The organism is Flavobacterium quisquiliarum (assembly GCF_019308285.1).
Classification (GTDB): Bacteria; Bacteroidota; Bacteroidia; order Flavobacteriales; family Flavobacteriaceae; genus Flavobacterium; species Flavobacterium quisquiliarum.
In genome coordinates this window covers 290,327-315,861 of record NZ_WWEM01000039.1, presented here as the reverse complement: position 1 = coordinate 315,861, position 25,535 = coordinate 290,327, and the positions used below count along the sequence as shown (strand labels likewise).

Annotated in this window: 18 protein-coding genes; 8 read left to right on the top strand and 10 right to left on the bottom strand. The window is 34.1% G+C overall.

Annotation, left to right across the window (positions count from 1 at the left end; all coding sequences use genetic code 11):
- Nucleotides 1-35: 35 nt before the first annotated feature.
- From GSY47_RS23245 to GSY47_RS23235, 3 genes are all read left to right on the top strand, one after another.
- Complete coding sequence (locus GSY47_RS23245; protein WP_179004104.1) at nt 36-1,541, top strand: cellulase family glycosylhydrolase; 1,506 nt, start codon at nt 36-38, stop codon at nt 1,539-1,541.
- 114 nt (nt 1,542-1,655) lie between these two features.
- Nucleotides 1,656-3,602, top strand: a complete 1,947-nt coding sequence (locus GSY47_RS23240) for a sialate O-acetylesterase (protein WP_179004106.1) — start codon at nt 1,656-1,658, stop codon at nt 3,600-3,602.
- A 185-nt stretch (nt 3,603-3,787) separates the two neighbouring features.
- On the top strand, nt 3,788-6,196 hold the full coding sequence (locus tag GSY47_RS23235) for a glycoside hydrolase family 95 protein (protein WP_179004108.1): 2,409 nt from the start codon (nt 3,788-3,790) through the stop codon (nt 6,194-6,196).
- 228 nt (nt 6,197-6,424) lie between these two features.
- On the opposite strand, the gene GSY47_RS23230 is transcribed toward GSY47_RS23235, so the two are convergent.
- The 4 genes from GSY47_RS23230 to GSY47_RS23215 form a co-directional block, all read right to left on the bottom strand.
- Complete coding sequence (locus GSY47_RS23230; RefSeq protein ID WP_179004110.1) at nt 6,425-7,099, bottom strand: hypothetical protein; 675 nt, start codon at nt 7,097-7,099, stop codon at nt 6,425-6,427.
- Nucleotides 7,100-7,106: 7 nt separating this feature from the next.
- Nucleotides 7,107-8,099, bottom strand: coding sequence for an alpha/beta hydrolase (locus GSY47_RS23225; protein WP_179004112.1), 993 nt, complete (start codon nt 8,097-8,099; stop codon nt 7,107-7,109).
- 247 nt (nt 8,100-8,346) lie between these two features.
- Nucleotides 8,347-9,450 carry a helix-turn-helix domain-containing protein gene (locus tag GSY47_RS23220; protein WP_219071549.1) on the bottom strand — a complete coding sequence of 368 codons (1,104 nt, stop codon included), beginning with the start codon at nt 9,448-9,450 and terminating at the stop codon, nt 8,347-8,349.
- A gap of 259 nt (nt 9,451-9,709) precedes the next feature.
- The gene (locus GSY47_RS23215) at nt 9,710-10,255 is read right to left on the bottom strand and encodes a CvpA family protein (RefSeq protein WP_179004115.1); all 546 of its coding nucleotides are present in this window, start codon (nt 10,253-10,255) and stop codon (nt 9,710-9,712) included.
- Between the two features lie 254 nt (nt 10,256-10,509).
- Here GSY47_RS23215 and GSY47_RS23210 point away from each other — a divergent pair, with 254 nt between their 5' ends.
- The 4 genes from GSY47_RS23210 (at nt 10,510) to GSY47_RS23195 (ending at nt 13,136) form a co-directional block, all read left to right on the top strand.
- Nucleotides 10,510-10,866 carry a hypothetical protein gene (locus GSY47_RS23210; RefSeq protein WP_179004116.1) on the top strand — a complete coding sequence of 119 codons (357 nt, stop codon included), beginning with the start codon at nt 10,510-10,512 and terminating at the stop codon, nt 10,864-10,866.
- A gap of 165 nt (nt 10,867-11,031) precedes the next feature.
- The gene (locus GSY47_RS23205) at nt 11,032-11,481 is read left to right on the top strand and encodes a hypothetical protein (RefSeq protein ID WP_246611380.1); all 450 of its coding nucleotides are present in this window, start codon (nt 11,032-11,034) and stop codon (nt 11,479-11,481) included.
- A 114-nt stretch (nt 11,482-11,595) separates the two neighbouring features.
- Entirely contained in the window at nt 11,596-12,615 is a 1,020-nt protein-coding gene (gene pheS, locus GSY47_RS23200; RefSeq protein ID WP_179004118.1) for a phenylalanine--tRNA ligase subunit alpha, read from the top strand.
- Between the two features lie 113 nt (nt 12,616-12,728).
- Nucleotides 12,729-13,136 carry a hypothetical protein gene (locus GSY47_RS23195; RefSeq protein ID WP_179004119.1) on the top strand — a complete coding sequence of 136 codons (408 nt, stop codon included), beginning with the start codon at nt 12,729-12,731 and terminating at the stop codon, nt 13,134-13,136.
- 139 nt (nt 13,137-13,275) lie between these two features.
- On the opposite strand, the gene GSY47_RS23190 is transcribed toward GSY47_RS23195, so the two are convergent.
- The 5 genes from GSY47_RS23190 to GSY47_RS23170 all read right to left on the bottom strand — a co-directional run bounded on the left by GSY47_RS23190 (nt 13,276) and on the right by GSY47_RS23170 (nt 21,428).
- On the bottom strand, nt 13,276-14,415 hold the full coding sequence (locus GSY47_RS23190; protein WP_179004120.1) for a cytochrome-c peroxidase: 1,140 nt from the start codon (nt 14,413-14,415) through the stop codon (nt 13,276-13,278).
- A 3-nt stretch (nt 14,416-14,418) separates the two neighbouring features.
- Nucleotides 14,419-16,014 carry a DUF6850 family outer membrane beta-barrel protein gene (locus GSY47_RS23185; protein WP_179004121.1) on the bottom strand — a complete coding sequence of 532 codons (1,596 nt, stop codon included), beginning with the start codon at nt 16,012-16,014 and terminating at the stop codon, nt 14,419-14,421.
- Nucleotides 16,015-16,025: 11 nt separating this feature from the next.
- The gene (locus GSY47_RS23180; protein WP_179004122.1) at nt 16,026-17,336 is read right to left on the bottom strand and encodes a DUF4876 domain-containing protein; all 1,311 of its coding nucleotides are present in this window, start codon (nt 17,334-17,336) and stop codon (nt 16,026-16,028) included.
- Nucleotides 17,337-17,348: 12 nt separating this feature from the next.
- Nucleotides 17,349-20,030, bottom strand: coding sequence for a TonB-dependent receptor (locus GSY47_RS23175; RefSeq protein WP_179004123.1), 2,682 nt, complete (start codon nt 20,028-20,030; stop codon nt 17,349-17,351).
- 402 nt (nt 20,031-20,432) lie between these two features.
- Entirely contained in the window at nt 20,433-21,428 is a 996-nt protein-coding gene (locus GSY47_RS23170) for an NAD(P)H-dependent glycerol-3-phosphate dehydrogenase (RefSeq protein ID WP_179004124.1), read from the bottom strand.
- A 253-nt stretch (nt 21,429-21,681) separates the two neighbouring features.
- On the opposite strand from GSY47_RS23170, the gene GSY47_RS23165 reads away from it, so the two are divergent.
- Nucleotides 21,682-24,093 carry a toxin-antitoxin system YwqK family antitoxin gene (locus GSY47_RS23165; protein WP_179004125.1) on the top strand — a complete coding sequence of 804 codons (2,412 nt, stop codon included), beginning with the start codon at nt 21,682-21,684 and terminating at the stop codon, nt 24,091-24,093.
- Between the two features lie 234 nt (nt 24,094-24,327).
- On the opposite strand, the gene GSY47_RS23160 is transcribed toward GSY47_RS23165, so the two are convergent.
- A complete protein-coding gene (locus GSY47_RS23160; RefSeq protein ID WP_179004126.1) occupies nt 24,328-25,485 on the bottom strand; it encodes an iron-containing alcohol dehydrogenase in 1,158 nt (385 codons plus the stop codon).
- Nucleotides 25,486-25,535: the final 50 nt, after the last annotated feature.

The window sequence follows — 25,535 nt, the reverse complement described above, 5'->3', positions numbered from 1 at the left end:
TTTTAAAAACTTACACTTAACTTAAACCAAACCAAATGAAAAAAACAATCAAAGATTATCTGTTGAGCTTTATTTTATGCTTTGCATTTTTAGGCGTTTTAGCCTGCAGCTCAGACAAAGAAAATGCTTCAGAAGCCACTATAAAATTATTAACAGCAAGTACAGCCAAAATTGATTTTGACAGCAAAGAAAATACTTCGGATATCACTATTAATTCAGAAGCTGCAACTTGGACTTTGACCAGTTCTGCAAATTGGTTAAAAGTGAGTCAGACAACAGGAACAAAAGGAAGTATTATTGTTAGAATAACAGCTTCAGAAAATACAGAAACTGCTACTAGAACGGCTTCAGTCACTTTAAGTTCAAATGAGGCAAAAACGGTTACGATAGCAGTTTCGCAGACTGCTACAACAGTTGTTACAGGTTTGTACCCAAGTTATAATACTAATCCAATTGCAGCTGATGCATCCGGAATGGGAAGTTCTGCGGTTGAATTGGCAGCAAAAATCAAATTAGGATGGAATATCGGAAATACTTTGGAAGCTACAGGCGGAGAAACGGCTTGGGGAAATCCAAAAGTAACAAAAGCTTTAATCGATGCTGTAAAAGCAAACGGTTTTAATGCTATTCGAATTCCATGTTCTTGGAATCAAAATTTAGAAAATGCAGCAACAGCAAAAATCAAAATGGATTGGTTAAACCGAGTAAAAGAAGTGGTCCAGTATTGTGTTGATAACGATATGTATGTTGTAGTAAACATTCACTGGGACGGCGGCTGGTTGGAAAACAATATTATCGAAGCTAAAAAAGTAGAAAACAACGCCAAACAAAAAGCGTTTTGGGAACAAATTGCAACGCATTTACGTGGATTTGACGAGCATTTGCTTTTTGCCAGCGCCAATGAACCGGCTGTTGAAGATGCGACGCAAATGGCAGTTTTAACGTCGTATCATCAAACTTTTATTGATGCTGTTCGCTCAACTGGAGGAAAAAATGCTACTCGTGTTTTAGTAGTTCAAGGGCCAACAACAGATATCGAGAAAACAAACAAATTAATGACTACATTGCCTACAGATAAAGTATCAGGCAGAATGATGGTAGAGGTTCATTATTATTCACCTTGGAATTTTGCCGGTTTAACGAAAGATGAAACTTGGGGTAAAATGTTCTATTATTGGGGAAATGGTTTCCATTCTACAACCGATACAGAACGAAATGCAACTTGGGGAGAAGAAGCCGATTTAGAAAAGAATTTCAAATTGATGAAAACCCAGTTTGTTGACAAAGGAATTCCAGTTTTATTGGGAGAATTTGGAGCCATCCGCAGAACAACTTTAACGGGAGATGCGCTGACTTTACATTTAAATTCAAGAGCGTATTATTTAAAAACGGTAGTCAAAACAGCAAAAGCAAACGGATTATTACCTTTTTATTGGGATGAAGGAAGTCTAGGAAACAACGGTTTCGGAATCATGAACAGAACCAATAATACCGTCTTCGACACACAAGCTTTAAACGCTTTAATAGACGGATTAAAGTAAAAAATTTAGTTTAAACCATATAAGTGATATAAGTAAATTTAAGCGCAGTGCGAAATAAAAACTTAAAATATCTTATATCACTTATATGGTTCAAAAAATATTTAAATCAAAAAAATGGAAAAGAGTTTACTATTTATTTTTCTGTTAATTAGTGTTTTAACTAATGCTAATGTGAGAATGCCTTTAATATTCTCTGATGGAATGGTGCTCCAAAGAGACAAGCAAATTCCGATTTGGGGTTTTGCTGATGCGAATGAAAGCGTAGAAGTTCATTTCAACAAACAAATTAAGAAAACAACAGCAGATAAAAACGGAAAATGGATGGTAAGTTTAGCTGCTGAAAAAGCCGGTGGGCCATTCGAGTTAATCGTAATTGGAAAAAATAAAATCACCATCAAAAATGTTTTGGTTGGCGAAGTCTGGATTTGCAGCGGACAATCTAATATGGAATTTCAGGTTTTCAAAACCATGAATGCCGAAAAGGAAATTGAAACTGCTAATTATCCAATGATTCGTCATTTTGGTGTGGCACAAGATTTAAGCGGCACTCCAAAAGACGATTTAAAACAAGGGAAATGGGAAGAAGCAAACAAAGAAAATGTGGGCAACTTCACAGCAGTTGGCTACTATTTCGCCAGAAAACTGTATGCAGAATTAAAAATCCCAATCGGAATCATCAATACTTCCTGGGGAGGAACAAATGTGGAGACTTGGACAAGCCGTGAAGCTTTCGAAAACAGTCCCGATTTTAAAGCCATGATTGCAGATGTTCCAACCGTAGATATCAATGCGATTTTTGAAACCTATAAAAAATCAGTTTTAGAAAACTTAAAAAAAGTACAGGGTTTTGATGTTTCGATGGAAAACGAAGAGCAATTTAAAAACGCAAATTTCCAAGATAAAAACTGGCCGGAAATAAAAGTACCATCACTTTGGGAAAACCAACAAATCGGAAACATCGATGGAATTGTCTGGATGCGCAAAACCATTGTTCTAACAGCAGAACAAGCCAAAAAAGAAGCCACTTTACATTTAGCAAAAGTCGATGACGAAGACCAAACATTTGTAAACGGCGTTCAAATTGGAACAAACAATCTTTGGGATGCCAAAAGAGTTTACAAAATTCCGGCAAATGTCTTAAAAGAAGGAACAAACGTAATCGCTGTAAGAATTACAGATTACAGCGGTGGCGGCGGTATCTACGGCGATTCGCAAGATTTAAAAATCGATTTTAAAGATTCAAGTCTTCCGTTAGAAGGACTTTGGAAATTTAACGTGGTAAAAGTGAGAATTGAAGTTTCGCCAAACAGTTATCCGTCATTATTGTACAATGCGATGGTAAATCCGTTAGTGCCTTATGCGATGCAGGGCGTTTTATGGTATCAAGGAGAAGCGAATGTTTGGAGAGCGGCAGAATACAAAAAATCATTTCCGTTAATGATTACCGATTGGAGAACCAAATTCAAACAAGGAAATTTCCCTTTTTATTTCGTTCAATTATCCACCTTTGATGAATTCGGCGGCAACAGCCAAAAAGGAAGCCGTTGGGCAGAACTTCGTGAAGCACAATCTGAAACCTTAAAACTGCCAAACACCGGAATGGCCGTTACAACCGATATCGGAAATGCGAAAGATATTCATCCAACCAACAAACAAGATATTGGTTTACGTTTGGCGGCGATCGCAATGAACAATCTTTACGGCAAAAAACAAGTGCACAGTGGCCCAACTTATAAATCGCAGGAAATAAAAGGAAACCAAATTATCCTCACTTTCGATAACATCGGCAGCGGATTATCAACGCCGAATAACGATGAATTAAAAGGTTTCGAAATTGCAGGTTCAGACAAAGTTTTTCATGCCACGAAAGCGATAATTAAAGACAACAAAATAATTGTTTCAAACGATAAAGTTCAAACTCCGGTAGCGGTTCATTACGGCTGGGCTGATGATGACACACAAATCAATCTTTTCAATAAAGAGAAATTTCCAGCGTCGCCATTTAGAACCGACAACTGGGAAATGCTAACGGCGAATGAACAATATAAAGTGAGTAAGTAATTATTTGATGATACAAGATTAACACGATAGTTTTGTCATTCCGAGGAACGAGGAATCTTCGCAAGAAACTCCATAAAGTAAATCCTCAATCTTTGTCGAGCTACTAGCGAAGATTCCTCGTTCCTCGGAATGACAAGATTGCAGAAATACCAGATGTAAAAAACATGACCCAAAAGAATAAGTCTATGAATCTAGAAATCATAAAAAAAACATTTCTCCTCTTACTTCTCACGTCTTACTATACAAACATTTCAGCACAATCCAAAGATGTTTTATGGTACAAACAACCCGCAGAATTCTTTGAAGAAAGCTTAGTTTTAGGAAACGGAAAAATGGGAGCAACCGTTTTTGGAGGCGCCAATTCAGATAAAATTTATCTGAATGACATTACGCTTTGGTCGGGCGAACCCGTAAATGCCAATATGAGCCCAGAAGCTTACAAAAACATTCCCGCAATTCGTGAAGCTTTACAAAACGAAAACTACAAACTGGCAGAAGAACTCAACAAAAAAGTTCAGGGAAAAAATTCCGAATCGTATGCACCTTTAGGAACATTAGAAATCAATAATTCCGAAAAAGGAAAAGCAGTAAATTACCATCGCGAATTGGATCTTTCGAATGCTATTTCTAAAGTAAGTTACGAAATGGCGGGTATCAAATATACGCGAGAATATTTCGTGTCGGCTCCAGATAAAGTTATGATTATCAAATTAACAGCAGATCAAAAAGGAGCTTTAAATTTTGATATTAATCTAAAAAGCCTTTTAAAATCAAATGTAGAAGTGCGAAACAATATTATGGTACTAAGAGGCGTTGCGCCAATTCATGAAAACGCAGGATATAGTGTTCTCCCAAAATATCTGAATTTAAAAGATAGAGGAACAAGATTTACAGGTTTAGTTCAAATTAAAAAAACAGACGGAACGATTACAAGTTCCAGAGAAACCTTAACCTTAAAAGATGCGACTGAAGCCATAATTTTTGTTTCTGTTGCAACAAGCTTTAACGGTTTTGACAAAAATCCGGCATCAGAAGGTTTAGACGACATATCAATTGCATTAGAAAATCTGAATAAAGCTTACGCAAAAGCATTCGACAAACTAAAAGAATCTCATATTGCCGATTATCAAAAATTCTTTAATCGTGTCAACTTAGATTTAGGAAAAACAACCGCTCCGGATTTACCAACAGATGAACGTTTATTGCGTTATGCTGACGGAAAAGAAGATAAAAACCTAGAAGTCTTGTATTTCAATTATGGACGTTATCTGTTAATCAGTTCTTCAAGAACTTTGGGCGTTCCAGCCAATTTGCAAGGACTTTGGAATCCGCATTTAAGTCCGCCTTGGAGCAGTAATTATACGATGAATATCAATCTGGAAGAAAATTACTGGCTGGCAGAAAACACCAATCTTTCCGAAATGCATTCGTCACTTTTGAGTTTTATTAAAAACCTTTCGGTAACAGGAAAAGTTACAGCCAAAACTTTTTATGGTGTTGATAAAGGTTGGGCTGCGGCGCACAATTCAGATATCTGGGCCATGACCAATCCGGTTGGACAGTTTGGAAAAGAAGACCCAATGTGGGCATGCTGGCCGATGGCGGGAGCGTGGTTGAGTACCCATGTTTGGGAGCATTATACTTTTAGTCAAGATGTAACTTATTTGAAAAAAGAAGGTTATCCGTTAATGAAAGGTGCTGCAGAATTTTGTTTGGGCTGGTTGGTTAACGATAAAAATGGAAACTTAATTACTTCGCCATCGACTTCACCAGAAAATCAATATAAACTGGCAGATGGTTTTGTAGGTGCAACATTCTACGGAGGAACAGCTGATTTGGCTATGATTCGCGAATGTTTTGATAAAACTATAAAAGCTTCAAAAATATTAAATACAGATGCCGATTTTAGAAAAAAACTGGAAACAGCACTTTCAAGACTGTATCCCTATCAAATAGGTAAAAAAGGAAACCTTCAGGAATGGTATTTTGATTGGGATGATAATGACCCAAAACACCGTCATCAATCACAGTTATTCGGACTTTTCCCAGGCGACCATATTACGCCTTTAAAAACGCCAGATTTAGCCGAAGCTTCAAAGAAAACATTAGAAATAAAAGGCGACGAAACCACAGGCTGGTCAAAAGGATGGAGAATTAATCTTTGGGCAAGACTTTGGGATGGAAATCGTGCTTATAAAATGTTCCGTGAATTACTTCGTTATGTAGATCCTGACGGAAAGAAAACAGAAAAACCAAGAAGAGGAGGAGGAACGTACCCGAATTTATTCGACGCGCATCCGCCATTTCAGATTGATGGGAATTTTGGAGGCGCAGCAGCAGTTGCTGAAATGCTGGTTCAATCAGACGAAAACGAAATCCGATTATTACCTGCTTTGCCAGACGCCTGGTCAGAAGGTTCGGTAAAAGGAATCTGTGCTAGAGGAGGATTTGAAATCGAAATGACTTGGAACAATAAAAATCTATCTCATGCTGTAATTTCTTCTAAAACAGGAGGAAAAACAACTTTGGTTTTCGGTAATTATAAAAAAGAAATTATATTGAAAAAAGGAGAAAGTATAGAAATCGATATTTAAATTCTATATCTAATTTTAGAGTTAAACCCGACAGGTTTTTATAGCCTGTCGGGTTTGCTTATTGTGAATAATTTTAAACACATAGAAACATAGTGATTCTACACGTCAAAAAGGCGTTTCACTTGTATAAACAAACATAGATATAGCTCTATGTGTGAAAGCTAGCTTTTTAAATTATCCTTTTCTTAGTTTGAAAAAAAATCTATGTTTCTATGTGTTTAAAATAAATCAATCCAATTTATAATTATATCCCAACTGTACATAAAAAGGAATCAACGGTGTTGTTTTAAAATCCTGCGTCATCACTTTTCCTGCCCGTAACGTAATATCACTTCGATCAAAAGAATAACCGCCCTGAACTCCGAAATTGAAATTTCCGCCTGTTGAAGGTTCATACCAGCCATTTTTTACATCGGGATAGACATCTTTGTAAATATCAGAATGTTTAAAATGCGTTACAATTGCTTTATCAAAACCAAATTCTCCTGAAGCAAACCATTTTGGTTCATAATAACCGATAACAACTCCAGCATCTACACCAAAATTCTGCAATGTTACTAGCGGATTTTCGTAACGTCTGTAAATTCCATGTAGCGAAGCATTGAAACGGAAATTTTTTATTTGATAAACATGTATTTGTCCGCCAATTTTGGTTTTAAAATCATCAAAAATAACTTCGCCTGAAGCTAAAGAAATCGAACTTTCTAGAATAATTGGCAGTTCGGTTTTTAAATGATAACCATAACTCAATCCGTAAACAAAACTATAATCCCAACCGGCATTTAGGTTTAAAATATGTTTTTGATTTTTCTCGAGACTTTCCCAGTTAATGGTTTGTGCTTGTGAAATGTGAGTTGTTAGAAGAGAAATAAGAAATACGATTAAGGCTATTATTGCTTTCATGACCGAATTATTTTAGGTTATTTAAATAATTCAATACTAAAGGCTCGACATTTTCCCATTTAAAATAAATCATTTCGTGACCAGTTCCTTTTACTTCTGCAATTTCTGAAACCGGAAAATAAGAAGCTTCTTTTTGCGCGAAAGTCAGTCCGTATGATTTATTCAATTCGCCGTATAAAAACAAAACTTTCGTTTGATATTGATCTAAGTTGGTCGTAAAATCGAATCCTTCATTTTCAGAAATAGCAACAAAGCTTTCCAAAACAGTTGTGCCAATTCTCCAAAACGGTGACGGCCCGGGAATGCCTTCATCATTTCCTTTCGCATAAGTAAAACTCGAAGAAATGCCGTATTTATAGTCTAAAATGGCATGCTGATTTTCTTTTCCCGTTATAAACTGATCGACGTATAAAAGATTGCTTGTTACTTCAGAAAAGATGTTGATTTTCCGGCTCATCTCGCCATATTCGTCAAGGAGTTTTTTGTTGAGTCCGCCTGGTTCTGCGAGAATTACTCCGTTTATGGAATTTGGATATTGATTGACATAAGCAGACGCCAGCATCGCGCCCCAGGAATGACCAAATAAGAATACTTTTTGACTAGGAGAAGTTTTATAATATTTGATTACTTCCGTCAAATCATCCAAAACTAATTGAATGGAATAACTTTTTTTGTCATGTCTTTTAGATAATCCTGAACCTCGCTGATCGTAAAAAACAACATAAAAACCTTCTTTGGCTAATTGCTGTACGTTTAATCCGTTTCGGTAATCAGAACCTGGGCCTCCGTGTAAAAAGATCAACATTGGATTGGTAGGATTTCCAAAAGTTTCGGAATGTAATTGTGTTCCGTTTACAAAAATGGATGGAATCGACGGATCTTCATCGACCGTTTTCGGAACTAAATATCCGGATTCATTAATGTCATTTTCGTTTTCGCATCCCATAAAAAAGAAAATGGAAACTGCGATTACGGCTGAGTAAAGTGTTTTGGTTTTCATTGCAAGAATTGATTAAAATTTCTGCAAAGATGTGTTCCAATATTATGCTGGTCGCCCCAACTTGTAAGGTGGTTCTAGTTTTATATGCTTTGAGATTAAAATTTTAAACACATAGAAACATAGTTTTTTGTTTGAGTAAAAAAGTAAACTAAAAGAAACTAGTTTCTCACACATAGCTATGTTTTTTATTACAAATGGAATACCTTTCAACGCACAGAATAACTATGTTTCTATGTGTTTAAAAAAATCACTTCAAAAATTCAGAAGGAGAAAGTCCGGTTGCTTTTTTGAAATTTCGGTTAAAAGCCGTTTTCGAATTAAAACCGCATTCAAAAGCAATAGAAAGTAAAGTAAACTTTTGATTTTCGGGTAAAAGAATAAGTTTTTTAAATTCCTCTATGCGCTGTAAATTGATGTAGTCGTAAAAGTTTTTGCCTTCAGCAGAATTAATAACTTGAGATAAAATGTTAGGATGAACATTTAGTTTTTGAGACAATTCGGTTAAAGTTAAATCAGGATTTTTATAGAGTTTTTCAGTCTGCATAATCTCAGTCAAATTTTGATGAATGGACTGAAGCTCTTCTGAACTCAAACTGGATTTTTCGTATTTGACTTTTTCAGTTTGATTTTCTTCAACAAAACCCGTTTCTAAAACTAGGTTTTGAAAATTATCATTTTGTGAAATAGGCTGATTCGTAAAAATTCCAACTTGCTTGATTCCGAAATAACCAATAAACATTAGATAAAAAACGACAACAGAAAAGATATGTTTGTCTTCATAAAAAATAACTACGAGCCAGATTATACTTGACCCAAAAATCAAATATTGAAGCCAACGCAGATTAATCTTTTCAGTAAAAGAGAATTGATTTGAAATGTTTTTTCGATGTTTCGAAAGTTTCCGAAGTGAAAGTAATGCATAGGCAATTCCGGAAATTAAAATAGCGCTGTACAAAATCAGAATCAGGTTTTCGTATCCTTTTCCATCATTCTGAAAAATCTTTAATTTCTCCTGAAAAGAAAGCGAATAAAAAGGAGTCAGAATTAAAACCGCAATCAGAAAAGGCAGAAAGTGTACTACATTATATTTCTTTTTCTGATTTTGATTGGTCAAAGCCGAAGTGTACAAATACAAAAACGGCCCTTGCAATAAAGGCATTGGAAGCTCTAAACCTAAAAGAAAAGGAAAAGAGGAAAAATCATTTTGGTAATGCAGATAATATAAAAACAAATGAAAACCCGTAAAAAACAGCCAAAGCGCCAGAATTTTATCGGCTTCACTTTTGTTCTTTTTGCTGGCGAGAATCACAACCAGAAAAAACGTAATTTTAATACCCGTTAAGTACAACATGGTTTAGATTTTTGGTTAAAATCGGTTGTTGGAAATACGGAGCAAGATAAAATATTTCTCGTAAATATTTGAATGCGTGGTGTTTTCTGTAGGTTATTAAAAAAAGCTTCAGAGAAGCGACATATATTTCGCTCCTCTGGAGCTCCTTTACATTCGAACGATTTAATTTCTATAAATATGTCGCTTCTCTGAAGCTTTTAAATAACAAACCCGACAGGTTTTTGAAACCTGTCGGGTTTAATTCTAGACGATGTAACTATTATTTGTCTGTCTGTTCTTTTTCTTCTTCTGGTTTCTCAGAATGTTCTTTTTTAAATGTTTCGTACCATTTCTCAATCGACGGATAAACAAAAGCAGCCACTTTTTTTACTGGATTATAAAAAATATAATTATCGAGCGTTTCCTTTTTTGCGAATGTATTATTGAAATTGATTTTCTCAAAAAGAGCAATAAAAATACTCAGAATCAAAATAGTTTTTAAAACCCTGAAAAATCCGCCTCCGAGTTTATTCATCCAGCCTAACATGGCAAAATCTGCAATTCCAGTTAATATTTTTGCCAGGAAATAAACTCCAATTACAACTAAAATAAAAGTCAGGATAAAAGCTGTAATCTGAATATTGGTAGGATTCCATGAAACATGTTTTGAAATCATTCCAGTCATTATAGAAGAAAATTTAATGGCAAGATAAATTCCTAGCAGCAAAGAAATAAAAGAAGCAACTTCAACAAAAAGGCCATTTTTAATGCCTTTATACAAACTAAAAGCCAGAAGTGCAGCTACAATAATATCAAAAAAACTCATGTTTTGCGGGTGTTTTATAATGGCGCAAATATATGGTTTTTTTAAGGTTCAGAGGAACAGAGAGACAAAGTGACAAAGGTTTTGAACTTAAATACAACTACAAAGCTTCTATAATGCATTTTATGTAAAGAGTATGTATCTTTGTCAATTCATATTTTAGACTTCAGATTGCAGTTCCGATGATTCGGAATAGATAATAATCATTAAATCACTTCGCAATCTAACATCTAAAATCAACAATCTAAAATCATATAATGTCTAGAGATACACAATTAAAAGAGCGTTGGGAAAAGCTCGTTGATATACTTTCCAATCAATTTTCGCAAGGCGAAGATTTAGATTTGGATGCCATAATTTACCTAATTGGAGTGCAGGAACTCGGAAAAGTGCACCGTGAATTTAAAAAAGATGAAAAGCTAAATCTAATGCATATTGCCATCTGTAGATTGCTGGAACCTTACGGATTTTATGAATTCGATTTTTTTGATGCCGAAGGCTGGCCACATTATAAAGTAAAAGAACAATTGCCTGCCTTGAAAGCGGGAGAACAATCTGTTTTAATGAAGGAAGCGATCGTGAATTACTTTTTAGAAAGAAAATTGATTGATTAGATTTTTTTAGTGTTCAGTATTCAGTTGCTTAGTGTTCAGTGTTGTAAACAGGAACTAAGTAAGCCACTGACCACTATATACTAAAAAATGTGTAGATACGCCATGACTTCCTATAAGCCTCATTATGCTTGTTTTAATTGTCGAAAGACATTTAAAAGAAGATTAATGGGCGATATTAAAAAAGGAGAAAAATCGGTTTTTGAAGCCAAATGTCCGGAATGTGGCGACCTAATGGCAAATATGGGACTCGATTTTGAGTCGCTTAAAAAAGACGATGTCAAAAAATGGGAACATCTTAAAAGTTTATACTCGGTCGGAATTACATTTCATTCCTGTGGTTGCAGTGGGCCGGGTTATATACCGAATTCAAAAGAAAAATTGATAGAATATTTTGATAAGCTGAAAGAAGGTTATTTTAAAAATCTAGACTTTTGGCGCGCCAGAATTGAGCCTTCAACTAATATCGAAAGAGATAAAGACTGGAATAAAAATTGGGCTGAACTGGGAAAAGTAGCATCCAAAAACAGAAAAGAAATTGTTAAAAATCAGGAAGGAATTGATTACTGGCTGAAAAAAGTCAAGGAAATTGAAAATAAAATAGAACTGATAAAGTAATTGGAAATTTTCCCCCTGATTTTTTAGTCCAGTTGTAAAATTCTTAAAACTGCGACTGTGACCGCACATTTTAAACTAAAAACACTAAATTTGTATTTCAATTATTGAAGGAAAATGATAGATAAGATAAAACAACATATAGAGGAAGCGAAGGCCTTTAATGAAAAAAACAAAGAATCTTTAGAACAATTCCGTATTAAATATTTAGGTAGTAAAGGATTATTGAAAGAACTTTTTAATGAGTTTAAAAATATTCCAAATGACCAGAAAAAAGATTTTGGACAGGTAATCAACACTTTAAAAGCTGTTGCTGAAGAAAAAGTAAAGCAGATTCAGGAAGAACTGGAAAGCAAAGAAGAATCAAAAGGAATTTTTGGCGATTTAACACGTGCTGCAGAACCAGTAATTATTGGTTCTCGTCATCCAATTTCTATCGTAAAAAATCAGATTATAGATATTTTTGCCAACATCGGATTCAACGTTTCCGAAGGGCCGGAAATTGAAGACGACTGGCATAACTTTACCGCATTGAACTTGCCAGAATATCATCCAGCAAGAGATATGCAGGATACGTTTTTTATTCAGACCAATCCTGATGTGTTGTTGCGTACCCATACATCATCTGTTCAGGTGCGTTATATGGAAAATCATAAACCGCCAATTCGTACCATTTCTCCGGGACGTGTTTTCCGTAACGAAGCGATTTCATCTCGTTCGCACTGTATTTTCCATCAGGTTGAAGGACTTTACATTGACAAAGATGTGTCTTTCGCCGATTTGAAACAGACGTTATTGTATTTCACAAAAGAAATGTTCGGAAAATCTAAGATTCGTCTTCGTCCGTCTTATTTCCCATTTACAGAGCCAAGTGCAGAAATTGATATTTATTGGGGACTAAAAACAGAAACCGATTATCGTATTACAAAAGGAACAGGCTGGTTGGAAATTGGAGGCTGCGGAATGGTAGATCCAAACGTTTTGAAAAATTGTGATATCAACCCAGACGAATACAACGGATTTGCTTTCGGAATGGGAGTAGAGCGTATTGCAATGCTTTTATACCAAATTGGCGATATCCGTATGTTCTACGAAAATGATGTTCGTTTCTTAGAACAGTTTAAATCGAATATTTAATTTTAGATTTCTGATTTTAGATTTTAGATTGATTCTGAAATCTGAATCACACTTATAACAGCAAACCTTTGTTGAAGTTTCAAACTTTGACAAAGGTTTTTAAAATTTAATACATGAAAAAAGATATAATAATTCCAGAAGTCGAAAACGTATTTCTTGCCGCAGTGCAGGAATGGAGCGACGATTTTATGGAAAAAGTTTGGTACGCTTATCTGGTTAACGACAGTGATTTTAACTTAGACAGCGTAATGGTAGTTTCAAAAGCTTTTGGAACTATTGACGGCGAAATGAAAAAAACTTCAATTCTGCGCCATGCTTTTGTTGAGGTGCCGTCGGTTTCTGTTGTAAAAATAGAATTAGTAGAGAAGAGCCTTTTAGTACTAAATAACGAATTCATGGTAACTTTCTTTATCGGAAATACATTATACGATAAGAAATTTATCTTTAAAGCCAATTCGCTTGACGAAAATAAAACGGAAGAAGTACCGATTTTGTTTGTTGAAGGAATCATGGTAAAGTAGTGGTCAGTGGTCAGGATCTTAGTGATCAGTTACAGACGTTACACATAAACAAAAAGTCAGGAAGATTATTTTTCTCCTGACTTTTTGTTTTTTAAGTAACTACACTGAATACTAAAAACCTGACCACTGATCACTAAAATTACTGTGGTAAAACAGGCTGTTTCATTCTGTAAGCAGTACTTGATAAACTCATAATAAAATCCTCCAAAGCAACCAGTTCTGACTGGCTTAAATCTAATTTTTTTATCAGTTTAGAAGTTGTTGGAAACAAAGTATCATTTAGCTGATTCTCTTTTCGTTTGGGCTGAGGCATTCCGGCGTTGTAAATATTTAAAACACCTCTTAAATTAGGAAATAAACCGTTGTGCATGTATGGTGCATTTTGAGCCGCTCCACGTAAAGACTGCGTTTTAAATTCGCCTACATTTTCAGCTTTTCCTGTTACATTGTATCTTCCTAAATCTTCGTATTGTCTGCCGTAATACGTTAGACCAACATTATGAAATTTATTATCGGCGAAATTGGCTGTATTGTGACAGTTGATACAACGTGCTTTGGTACGGAATAAATGTAAACCTAGAACTTGTCTGTTGGTTAATTGAGTAGAATCTCCTTCAATGAATCTATCAAATTTACTTTTCGGACTAATTAAAGTTCTTTCGAAAGTGGCGATGGCTTTTAAAATTTCTTCCTGAGTCAGTTTTTCTTTTCCGAAAGCTTTTTTAAAGTACGGTTTATAACCTTTTATTTTGTTTAAACGTTTTGTGGCTAAATCGATATGAAAATTCATTTCTTTAGCATCTTGTATCGGAAAACTGGCTTGATCTTCGAGAGATTTCGCTCTTCCATCCCAAAAGAAAACTTTAGAATACGCGATATTCATTAAGCTCGGTGCATTTCTTGTTCCTTGTTGTCTGTCTTCTCCGTAGGATACTTTTCTAGCATCGCCCCAGTTTAATTCAGGATCGTGGCAGTTGGCACACGAAATCTGTCCGGATTTGGATAATCTTGGGTCAAAGAAGAGTACTTTGCCTAATTCTGCTTTTTCTTCTGTATACGGATTGTTTTCTGGAAATTCGGGTTTGCCTAAAGTTCCGATGTCTTCAAAACCTTGAGTATAAACTATAGAGTCTACTTCAGGCTTTGGCCATTTTTGATAATCGCCGCTGCTGTATAATCTTTTTAATTCGGCAATAGATAAGTTTGGTTCAATCTTAGCATAAGAAAGCATGATGAGTGAAAGGATCATTGTTCCTATACTAATTAATTTCGTTTTCATTCTTTAATAATTTAATTGTACACCCATTTGAACCCAATAGGTGGTATTCGTATTAATACTGACTGGATAATCAGTTTGTTTTTTAAGTGCGATTTTCTCTTTTAGATTGGTAAAGAAAACAACTGTTTTGTTGTTTTTTGTGGGATAACTATATTGCAAACGTAATGCTGGAGCAAAATAATTCGTCGTATTGACAGCGTAATCGTAAAGAATCACTTCGTCAAAAAATCTAATATTCGTTCCTCCCGAAGTATCGTAATAGTCCAGTTTCGATGGAAGCGGGAAATACATATTGAAACTTGCCGTTGCATTCAATTTACTTTTAGCGAAAGCAAAATCTTTACTCGTATAAATTCCCGTGTTTAATGAATTTAATTCAATATGCGTTGTGGCCAAAACATCATCGTATTCGTTTTGCTGATAAAGCAGATTCAAACCCACTAAATAATCAATTTTGGAACCTGTTTTTTGGGCCAATGAGGCTGTCCAATTAACTTTGCTCAAGGAATTAGTATAATTGTAACCATTACTTTTTGTGTCAAAATTTTTTGAATCGCTTTGATCGTATTGCAAAGTAGATTGAATTTCTTTTTTATTCCATTTGTGCATAGCGAATATTTCGGCATGATTGGAGTTTGTTTTAAGTTTTAACCGTTCGTTTGATTTAAGCGTGTAGGAACTGGAATAAAAAATATTGTTTGAGTTTTGTTTGTGATATAAAGCTGTTATAATTGTTTTCTTATTTGAAAAAGTATAGCCTAGTCCCAGTTTATTTATTTGGTCAATATAGGTATAAGTAAAGCCTCCTTCATTATTTCTAAAAGAATTTAGAATTCTACCATAACCAGCATTAAAACGAAGATAAGTTTCCGGATAGATTTCCAGATTTAAATTGGCATTATTGTATGTATAATTGAAATCTTTTTGATTTTCGGCATAACTGCCAAAAGCAAAGGCTTTATGATTTTTAGTTAACTGATAGCCAATCTGCATTTCTCCACCCAAATTTCTGTTTATGATTTGTGATCTGGCATCTAAAGTTCTGCTGAATTTTTCGGTACCATAATTAGCTTTAACAGCCACAGATAAATGATTGGTAATGTCCTTAGAAAATCCACCGCTCAAAGCATAAACCTGATTGTCCCAATCGGCTTTTCTGGGAACATAAAAGTAATGCGGGTTAATCACTTCCTGGCCTTCTGCACGATCATCGGAAAGTACCCAGCCAAGATTTTTTTCCAGTATTTTTTTGATGGCTAAATCGCCAAACAACTTCCATTTCGATTTTGTTGTAAAATAGCCCTGCGCTAAAAATTGATACGTATTGATTTCGTTGGCAATCTGTTTTCTTGCAAATTCATTTTGCTGATGTTCATATGAAACTTCGGTAAAGGTGAAATCTTTAATATCAGGATTAGTAAACGCGATAGGGTATTTAAAAATTTGATTTTTGATCTGATTATCAATAATGTGATTCTGCACTTTTATAGTGTCTTGTGCATTCACTGTAAAAACGAAAGAAAACAATAAAAGAAGCAATGCCCAGGATTTCCAGGCATTACTTTTATTGTAATATATTTTAATTTTATTGATTTTCATTAAAGAAAATTTTAGTTGAATCCTCTTGGATTTGCTGTTACTTCTACGAAATCATTTGTAGAATTATTTGTGTCCTGAAGAACAATTCTACCGGCAATTGTAGTTTTAGTTTTTCTCATTACCGATTTTGAAGAATAAGCTCCTGAAGGAACATACGTATTTCCTCCATCAATTTGAGAAGGCAGTTTTTTAGGAACTAAGTTTGAACCTAAATCTTTTGTAGTGTCAACACCATCAATAAGAACACTAACAGGAATTTGAAGCGCTAGGTTGGCATCTCCTTTAGGGTTTTTATATTTTTTCAATGCTGTAAATTCTGCATCCGTCATTTTGAAAATAACATAGGCATGTCTTCCGTTTGAGTCTAATATCATGTCATTGTTGCTGTTTCCCCAATAAGCAATGTTTACATCTGGAACATTAGGATTCTGGATGTCATATTGATACAAATCACCAGAATAGTCTCCTAAAAATGATTCGAAATCTGCTGTACTTAAATCTACCGTTAATTCCGGGCTTAGAATACTAACGGCTTTACCTTTGTTGTCTACATAATTTGCTTTGTGGTTAATACCATTTTGTGCAATTACAATACTTGTTCCGGGTTGTACTGGATATTGTGTGCCGCTTCCTGGAATTTTAATGATATTTAATGCATAAACATAATCGGTATTTGCAGTACTACCCTCAGTCATGCCTTCTGATTTGCTCCAATCAAACTGTCCGTTTGGTAATGAGTAAGCTAAAACAGTAGTTGAAGTAGATCCAGTTAACAACGCCATGTATAAACCATCTGCATACTGAACAGTATTAGAATTGTTGTAGATTTCTATAAACTGATCTCTAAAAATAGCTCCTTTTTTAGTGTCAGATCCAGCGTAGTAAATTTGCTTAATTACGAAATCGCCTACTTTAGAAGTTTTCATTTCGATGTTGCTTGTAGGTGTTGTTGCATTTACAATAACACTGCTTTCGGCACCATTAAAGTTAATTTCAGTTTCTGTTGGCGTGTAACCAAAAGTCTCTGTAAATTCAGCAGAAGCAATCACTTTGGTTGCCGTAATTGTATAAGTTCCTGGTAAAATCTGTTTGAAAGTAGCCACACCGCTTTCATCAGATTCTACGGTATATTTATTGGCTGTTTCTGTATTCACAATTGTAACACTGGCTTTCTTAACAACCTGACTGTTAAAAGTGACATCATATTTAAGCGAAACACTAAAATCAACTGGTTTTAAGGCTTCGTTTTCGTTATCATCATTGCTACAAGATTGAATTATTAATGCAAAAAGCAATATAAAAATAGAGAGTGTTTTTTTCATAGGTGTATATATTTAGAATTGATAATTAAGTCGGGTTCCAAAAGAGAATTTTGCGAAATAATCGTACGGACTCCTAATGCCGTTTTTCTCGTAATAAGGCTTCAGATTTAAAAAATTAGTCGAATAAAATGAAACACTAAATCCGTTTAGAAAATCTTTGGAAAGACGCAGATGAAAATTATGAAGCATGTTTTCAAGCTTGTTTTGAGAGTCATTTAGCGTACTGCGGATAATATGTCCGTATTTTTGTGAATTTGTACGATCTGCTTCTGGAATTTCATGATAGGCCAATTGATTATCTAAATAGCCATTTGGATAATTACTGTTAGTAAGGTAGGAAGTGCGTAAAATGATGTGCTCACTTCTTAGTGACAATAATAAACCAGCTTTTGGAATATGATAACTGAAGTTAAAACTTGCTGTAAAATTCTCATTTGTCATAGGCATCGAAGGATAGACTCCATATCTTTCTGCCGATAAAAGATCTGTGGACGCATAATAGGTTATCGTTTCACTTAAATCTTTAGATCTCACATAAGCTGCATTCATGCTCACATCAAGGTTCAATGCCTTGATTTTTTGAAAATTTATTATGGTTTCAATACCCATATCTTCCGAATTGGCATTGTTTTGAATGCTGTTTGTTAGATAATACAAGTTATCTGTTCCCATAACTTCATACGTTGGTATTTCCGTTCCGTTTGTAGTTATATTTACTTTTGGAATTTCTTTTGAGATAGGAACCATCTGTCCCGTAAAACCATTCTTAAGTTTGTTGTAGTACCCCGTTAAATTAATATTGGCAAAAGGAAGATTAACATCTAATCCGCCTTCTGTTTTGTATGATTTCGAAGGTTTTAAATTCAAATTATCTCCAGAAGTTACTACAGTCAAAATCCATGCTTTTTGATACACTCCCGGATTTACATAAATTCCGTTGCCTAATAAACGGTCTATATAACGCTCTCCAGTGTACAATTGATTAAGCGAAGGCGCTTTGGATGATAATCCAAATCCGCCTCGAATTCTGAAAGTTTTATTTAAAGAATAGGATGAATTAATACGTGGCTGTAACGATACATTTCCAGACTGATTTTCATATCGTACACCATAATCAATATTTAGGATTTTATCTTCTTCAAATTTTTTATAGACTCTGTCTTCCAGATAAGCAGAAAATTGATTTTCTGTTCGGGTTCTGTTAAAATCATAATCTCGATAACCTAGTCTGGTGTCGCCTCCGTCATCCAAAACATAATAATTGATTAAGCCAATTGCACTGCTTTTTCTTCCGTCTCCTTTGTTGGAACTTGATCTTCCTGATAACCCAAATGATAAGCTGTGAATCCAGTTGGCTTTATTGGTAATCGTTTTTGTGGCTTCAAGATTTACGAAAGTTGAAATCGGAATACCTTCAACCGTACTGATACTGGTATATTGCGATGGAAGAACAAAAGCATCATGAATACCTTCTTCTTTAGAATCAGTTGCAGCCGTTAAAGCTCTGTTTATCCATCTCTCTTTTCTAGAAAACTGCCTGTCATAAGAGAAACCACTGTTTACATTGATACCATCTAACCATAAATTAGAAGGTTTCCACATGAAATTATTAGAGATAGAAAACCCTTGTTTTTCATTTTTTATGATATCTGCCGCAATTTTATCAGGATCACGTTTGGCATCATCAAGAGTTGATCTTATAGATAGGTTTACAGTATTTTTTATTTTAGAATGTTTATCGGTAGTTTTCCATGCTAAACTCCCGCTGATACGCTGATAACTCAATAAATTATTTCTGGGATCGGAATTAGAATCCAAAAAGTTAATTCCAAAATTCATGGAATTATTGGAGTTTAATTGAATTCCTTTTGTCAAGTTCAATTCGCTTGTACCATCTCTAAGGGAAGCCGAAACTCTGTAAGGACTATTTCCGACTTTAGTAGTGATCAAAACCAGTCCAGAAGTCAAATCCCCATATTTTGCAGAAGGAATTCCCTGAATGATTTTTATCTCTTCGATATTATTAGTTGAAATTTCTCTAAGATCAACACCAACATTTGGATTATTGAAAGGTATTGTATTAACGCCATAATCATTGCCGGCTGAAGTAGGTGTGTTTGGACTTAAAGCCTGCATGTTTTCGTTGTTGGAAATCGGAATATCATTGATCATAAATGCAGTTCCAAAAGCTTTATTGCTTTTAAAAGAACCCACTTCAGATGCTGTCCTGAAAATAATATTTTTATAAGAATTCAGATTAAAAGAGGAAGTAGTCTGTCCAGGAAGCTGTTCTAAAACATCATCAAGCGTAAAAGCCTGAACATTATTTATAGCATTTGTTCCAAGAGTCAACTCAGAGTATTTACGTTCTTTATTGGCTGTAACCATTACTTCTTTCAAATGAAGCGTATTATCTTCCAAATAAACCGTAATTGAGTTTTGTCCGTTTTTTAAAGTCTGATTAATATCTTTTTTTCCAAGAATGGAAAAGTTCAATTCAATATCCTGAAAGTAAGGAATGATCATACTGAATTTTCCATCTTTATCAGAAATCGTCCAGTTTTCGGTTTTGGTATCGCGAACAAACACACCTGCTAAAGCGGTCGAAGTTTCTTTGGAAAAAACTTGACCAGAAATTGTCTTCTGTGAAAAAATAACTTGACTGAACAATAAAAGAATGGCAATGAAACGCATCTATGCTTAATTAGAACAAATAAAAATAATGATGCAAATCTACCGATATTTCTTTGTGAAGCAATGAAAAATAAGGGAATTGTAAAATTGTGCATCACTCAATTTGTGAGAAAATAGCAAATAATGAGTTTTTAAATTCTAGATTTATGTGTCTGATAAACAGTTAGGTAGTGTTTTTATTTTTTTGTAAGAATAAGATGCGAATATTTTTTAGAGACGATGTAGGTTTGATGTATTCTGAATCAAGTTATTTCCTGTTAATTAAGGCTGATTCTTTTAACTTAGTTCTAGTTTTTTTAGATTTATACAATAAAAAAAGAGCCGAAAGATTAATTCTTCCAGCTCTTTTCTATTCTCTATATTCTATTTTCTTTGCTCTATATTCTATCCTCTAAAAAAAATCTAATCCAAAGATTCAGTCAGTTTTCTAAAGACAGATTTCGCATCTTTTCCTTCATATAAAACCGCATAAACCGCATCGATAATTGGTGTTTTAGCCCCGTAACCCTGATTTAGTTTATAAGCACTTTTTGTTGCATAATAACCTTCTGCAACCATGCTCATTTCCATCATGGCGCTTTTTACAGTATACCCTTTACCAATCATATTTCCGAACATTCTATTTCTCGAGAAAACTGAATAACCGGTAACCAATAAATCGCCCAAATAAGCCGAATCATTAATGTTACGTTTCATTTTATGTACTTTTCTAATGAACTTTTTCATTTCGCGAATCGCATTACTCATCAAAACCGACTGGAAGTTATCGCCATAACCTAAACCGTGAGCGATTCCGGCAGCGATTGAATAGATGTTTTTCAACATTGCGGCATATTCAGTTCCGATGATGTCATCAGAGATTTTAGCCTTAATGTAATTTCCAGAAAGTGATTTGGCAACCGTTTTTGCTTTATCAGGATCTCCGCAGGCAATTGTTAAGTACGAAAGTCTTTCTAATGCTACTTCTTCTGCGTGGCAAGGCCCTGTAATTACACCAATATTGTAGTATGGAATATCGTATTGAATATGGAAATGTTCGCCAACGATTAAACTCGTTTCTGGAACAATCCCTTTAATGGCAGAGAAAATAATTTTATCAGCCAAAGAAACCGTCATGTTTTTCAATTCGGCATCCAGGAAAGCAGAAGGAATAGCAAAAATGATATAATCTGCATATTCTATTGCTTCATTTATATTATTAGTTAATTTGAGTTTGTTGGTATCAAATTCAACAGAACTTAAATAATTCGGATTGTGTTTGTATTTCTGAATATGCTCGATTGCAGAATCATTACGCATGTACCAGGCAATTTCTGAAAGATTAACGCATAACATTTTTGCAATTGCCGTGGCCCAGCTTCCTCCTCCAATTACTGCAAATTTTAACTTTTCGCTCATTATTTTATTAATTTGAAACAAAAGTACTTAATAATGTGCTAATAAAGCAAAATCTGATTTAAGAAATTTGACAAAGGCCTTCTGCTGTGTTTTCTTTAAATAAAAACTAGCTGAATTTCAGAATATATTTTTCAGCTTTAAAAACTAAATTTGTGTAAAAAATGGTATATTAGAGAAATTTCGTTCAATTATGACAAATAAATTTTTGACCCTTATTTTAGTTTTCACTACATTATTTTCTTTCTCCCAAAATATGGAAACACTTTATTTCGATGCCAATTGGAAAACTACATCCAAAGAAAATGCCTCTTTTTATAGAATGCAGCCTTTCAAGAAATTAGGAAATCTGATTTTAGTAGAAGATTTCTACATCAATAAAACACCGCAGTTTCAAGGATATGCTTTTCAGGATAATGAAGATAATTATGTTGGAGATGTTGTATGGTTTGATCAGGATGGTTTCGATGCTTCTTTTTATCAATTTTATAATTTTTCTCCGGTTTCTAATTTGACCTATTATTATCCAAATGGAAAAAAATTTAAAACTGTTCAGTACAAAAATGGAAGAAAAGACGGCGAAACAATCCTTTACCATGAAGATGGAACGGTTTTGATGAAAGGAAAATACGAAGGTGGAAAACCCAAAAATGGCGATTTTGAAGAGGTTTTAAATTGGGAAGATTACCGATTGAACAAAGCTGATAATGAAGCACAAAAAGAAGAACCGATTCGAATGATGGAAGGTGTAATTATTCGGGATGAAATTGGAAATGCGAAAAAGAGAGAAGTCATAAAAAAGAAAATATTCTGGATCAACTCAAAACAGTTGGCTCAGGAAATCTGGTACGATATTGCAAGTGGTACTACAGAGCCTTTTAAACAGATCAATTACGATAAATCCGGGAAAATGTTGCAGACCATCAATGAAAATGATTTTGAAAAATACGGACGAGAAATTTCAAATGGAATTGTGTACGACTATTACTTTCAAAACAAATTTGTAGTTGCTCTTAAATCCAAAATTACTTATAAGAACGGACAAAAAAATGGCGAAGAAACCCTGTATTATCCAAATGGTAAAGTTTTAAAAATGGTAAAATATGCTCAAGGAGAAGCACAAGGCGATCAGATAGAATACAACTCCGATGGAACGATAAAAGCCAAACGAATTTATAAAAACGGACAGCCTTTTGAAGGTAATTTTGATGAAAGATTTGCAAGCGATTTATTCATCAATCAAAACTACAGCAAAGGCTTAAAAGAAGGCGAAGCCATTGTAAAAGATGAGTCTGGATCTATTGTAGCAAAAGGAATTTACAAGGATGGAAAACCATTTAACGGAACATTTGTCATCAAAAATGAAAATGAACAAAACGAATTAATCAACGTTGCTGATTACAAAAAAAATGGCGTACAGAAAATCTTTGATTATTATCTCGACGATCCAATCAAAACGTACACAGTTGTAAACGATATTAAAAACGGAGAAACAGTTTTTTATGATAATCGGGAGATAACAGGAAAACTGGAATATAAAAATGATCTGCCTTATGACGGGGATTTAGTAACAGCTAAAAACAGAACGATTTATAAAAAAGGAAATATAACAGAGGAGATTTTTTATAGAAGCGAATACGATAAAAAAGACGAAAACAATATTCAGAAAACGATCTATTTTGAAAATGGGAAAAGAACCAAAATCGTTAATAAATCTTTTTTAATTACTTCGGACAGACAGGATTCTTATGTTGGAACTTATAAAAATGACAAACCTTTTTCTGGTTATTTTGCTACAAATTTTAACGAATTTAATCATGTTGATTATTATGAAAATGGGATTGTCAAATATCAATATTCGAACAATTATTTGGAGAATTTGGAGAAGTATCAATATCCAAATTATAACATCAAATCTACTTACAAAGACGGTAAAATAGTTGACGGCCCAGAATACATCAAACTAGACCGCCAGTTTGTTTCTAAATATTGGAAAAATGGAATTCTGCAAAGTTTTGACTTTGATATTTTTGCAATGCATTATTTTAACCGATACCATTTTGAATTAAAAAATAAAGCTATTGAACTGGAAGAGTTTAATAAGAAAGTAAAAGGAAAAATAGTTCTCGAAAAGATAAATGGTAAAACAATTGGGAAGTTCAGTATTAATAACAAATTGCTCGTGACTAGTTCATCAGTAGAAGTTAATAGTGCAATACCAACAGAACCTGGAAGCGTTTTGTATTATGAAATAAATAATACAATCGAAGCAAAGTTGTTTACTACGTTAGAAGAAGATAATGATGAAGAGAGAAGAGATGCCGAAATTTTTAGTACAGTATTTAGCTCTTATTTAAACCACAATAAAACGATCGAAGAAAATTTCAATTTGATTGCCGACAAAATTTCTTCGGAAAAAGATGTTGAGCTATTATTCGGAAACGAACTAAAAGGCGGTTTAATTGCTGGTTTAAGAATTAATGAAGCTAAAAAGCCTGAAATAGGAACTCTAATATTGAAAAACAGCAATAATTCCTATGATTTGAAATTGTTTTTAAAGGAAAAAAAACTAATGGAAAAGGATAGTGTTGAGCTGAAAAATGTTAAAACAGAGATCGAAAATCTGACTAAACTATTGGAACAGAAAATGAATCAAGATTTTAAATAAAAAATATTTTAACCTTACACAATAAAATAATTAACGCTACGTTGTAAGTCTTTATAAATTAGAATTTTAATGAATTTAAAAAGATTTGAGTTAGTTAGTTTTGTTTTAGTATTTTAAAAAGGCGTTCACGAGCAAGTTAGAACGCCTTTTTTATTAATTTTCAATAAAAAAAATTCCAAATTCCAATCAGATTAAGATTGGAATTTGGAATTTAAAAAATTTGGAATTTATCTATTAATAAGAAAGCTCGACAATAGATTTCACTTTATCTAAAGTCACTAATTGCTTTTCGCCAAGACCTTTCCAGCCTCTTTCATCAAAACGATTTACGATAAAATCGGCTGTTTTACTGTAGTCTTCTGTATATTGAGAAAGTTTTGTGTCCATTCCCATAGTATGGAAAAACTCAACTGTTTGGTTGATCGCTTCTTTTGCTACTTCTTCATCAGAACCAGTTAAGTTGAAAATACGTCTTCCGTATTGCGCCAGTTTTCCTTTTTTAGTTTCGAACATTACAGTATACAAACTTGGGCCAATAATTGCCAAAGTTCTGGCATGATCAATTTCATATAAAGCTGTTAATTCGTGACCAATCATGTGTGTGGCCCAATCACTCGGAACACCTTTTTGGATTAATCCATTTAAAGCCATTGTACAACTCCACATAAAATTAGAAGCCAAAGTATAATCGGTTGGGTTTTTAACAACACCAGGGCCAACTTCAATTAAAGTCTGTAAAATTCCTTCGGCAATTCTATCTTGTAAAAAAGCATCAGTTGGATACGTTAAATATTGTTCCATTACGTGCGTAAAAGCATCTACAACACCGTTTTCAAGTTGTCTTTTTGGTAAAGAAGCAATTACTGTCGGGTCACAAATAGAGAATTGTGGGAACAAAGCGCTTCCGCCGGAAGATAATTTTTCCTGAGTTGCTTCAATCGTTACCACATAACCTGAATTCATTTCACTTCCCGTTGCTGGAAGTGTTAAAACTGTTCCAAATGGCACTGCATTTTCTTTAATCAAAATGCGTTTCTGTAAAATGTCAATCGGATTTCCTTCAAAATTCACAGCACCCGAAATAAATTTCACACCATCAATCACAGATCCACCGCCGACAGCCAAAATAAAGTCGATTTTTTCGGCTTTAATAACATCAACCGCTTTCATTAAAGTTTCAAATCTTGGATTCGGTTCGATTCCGCCAAATTCCACAATTTCAAAACCTTTTAAGTTGGCAATTACCTGATCGTAAATTCCGTTTTTAAAAATACTTCCACCGCCATAAGCCAAAAGAATTTTAGCTTCTTTTGGAACTAGAGTTGAAAGTTTTTCAATTTGTCCTTTCCCGAAAACTAAGTTTGTTGGATTGTATAATTCAAAGTTTAACATGATTTTTTTTAGAGTTTCTAAGATGCTAAGAAACTGAGATTCTAAGTTTT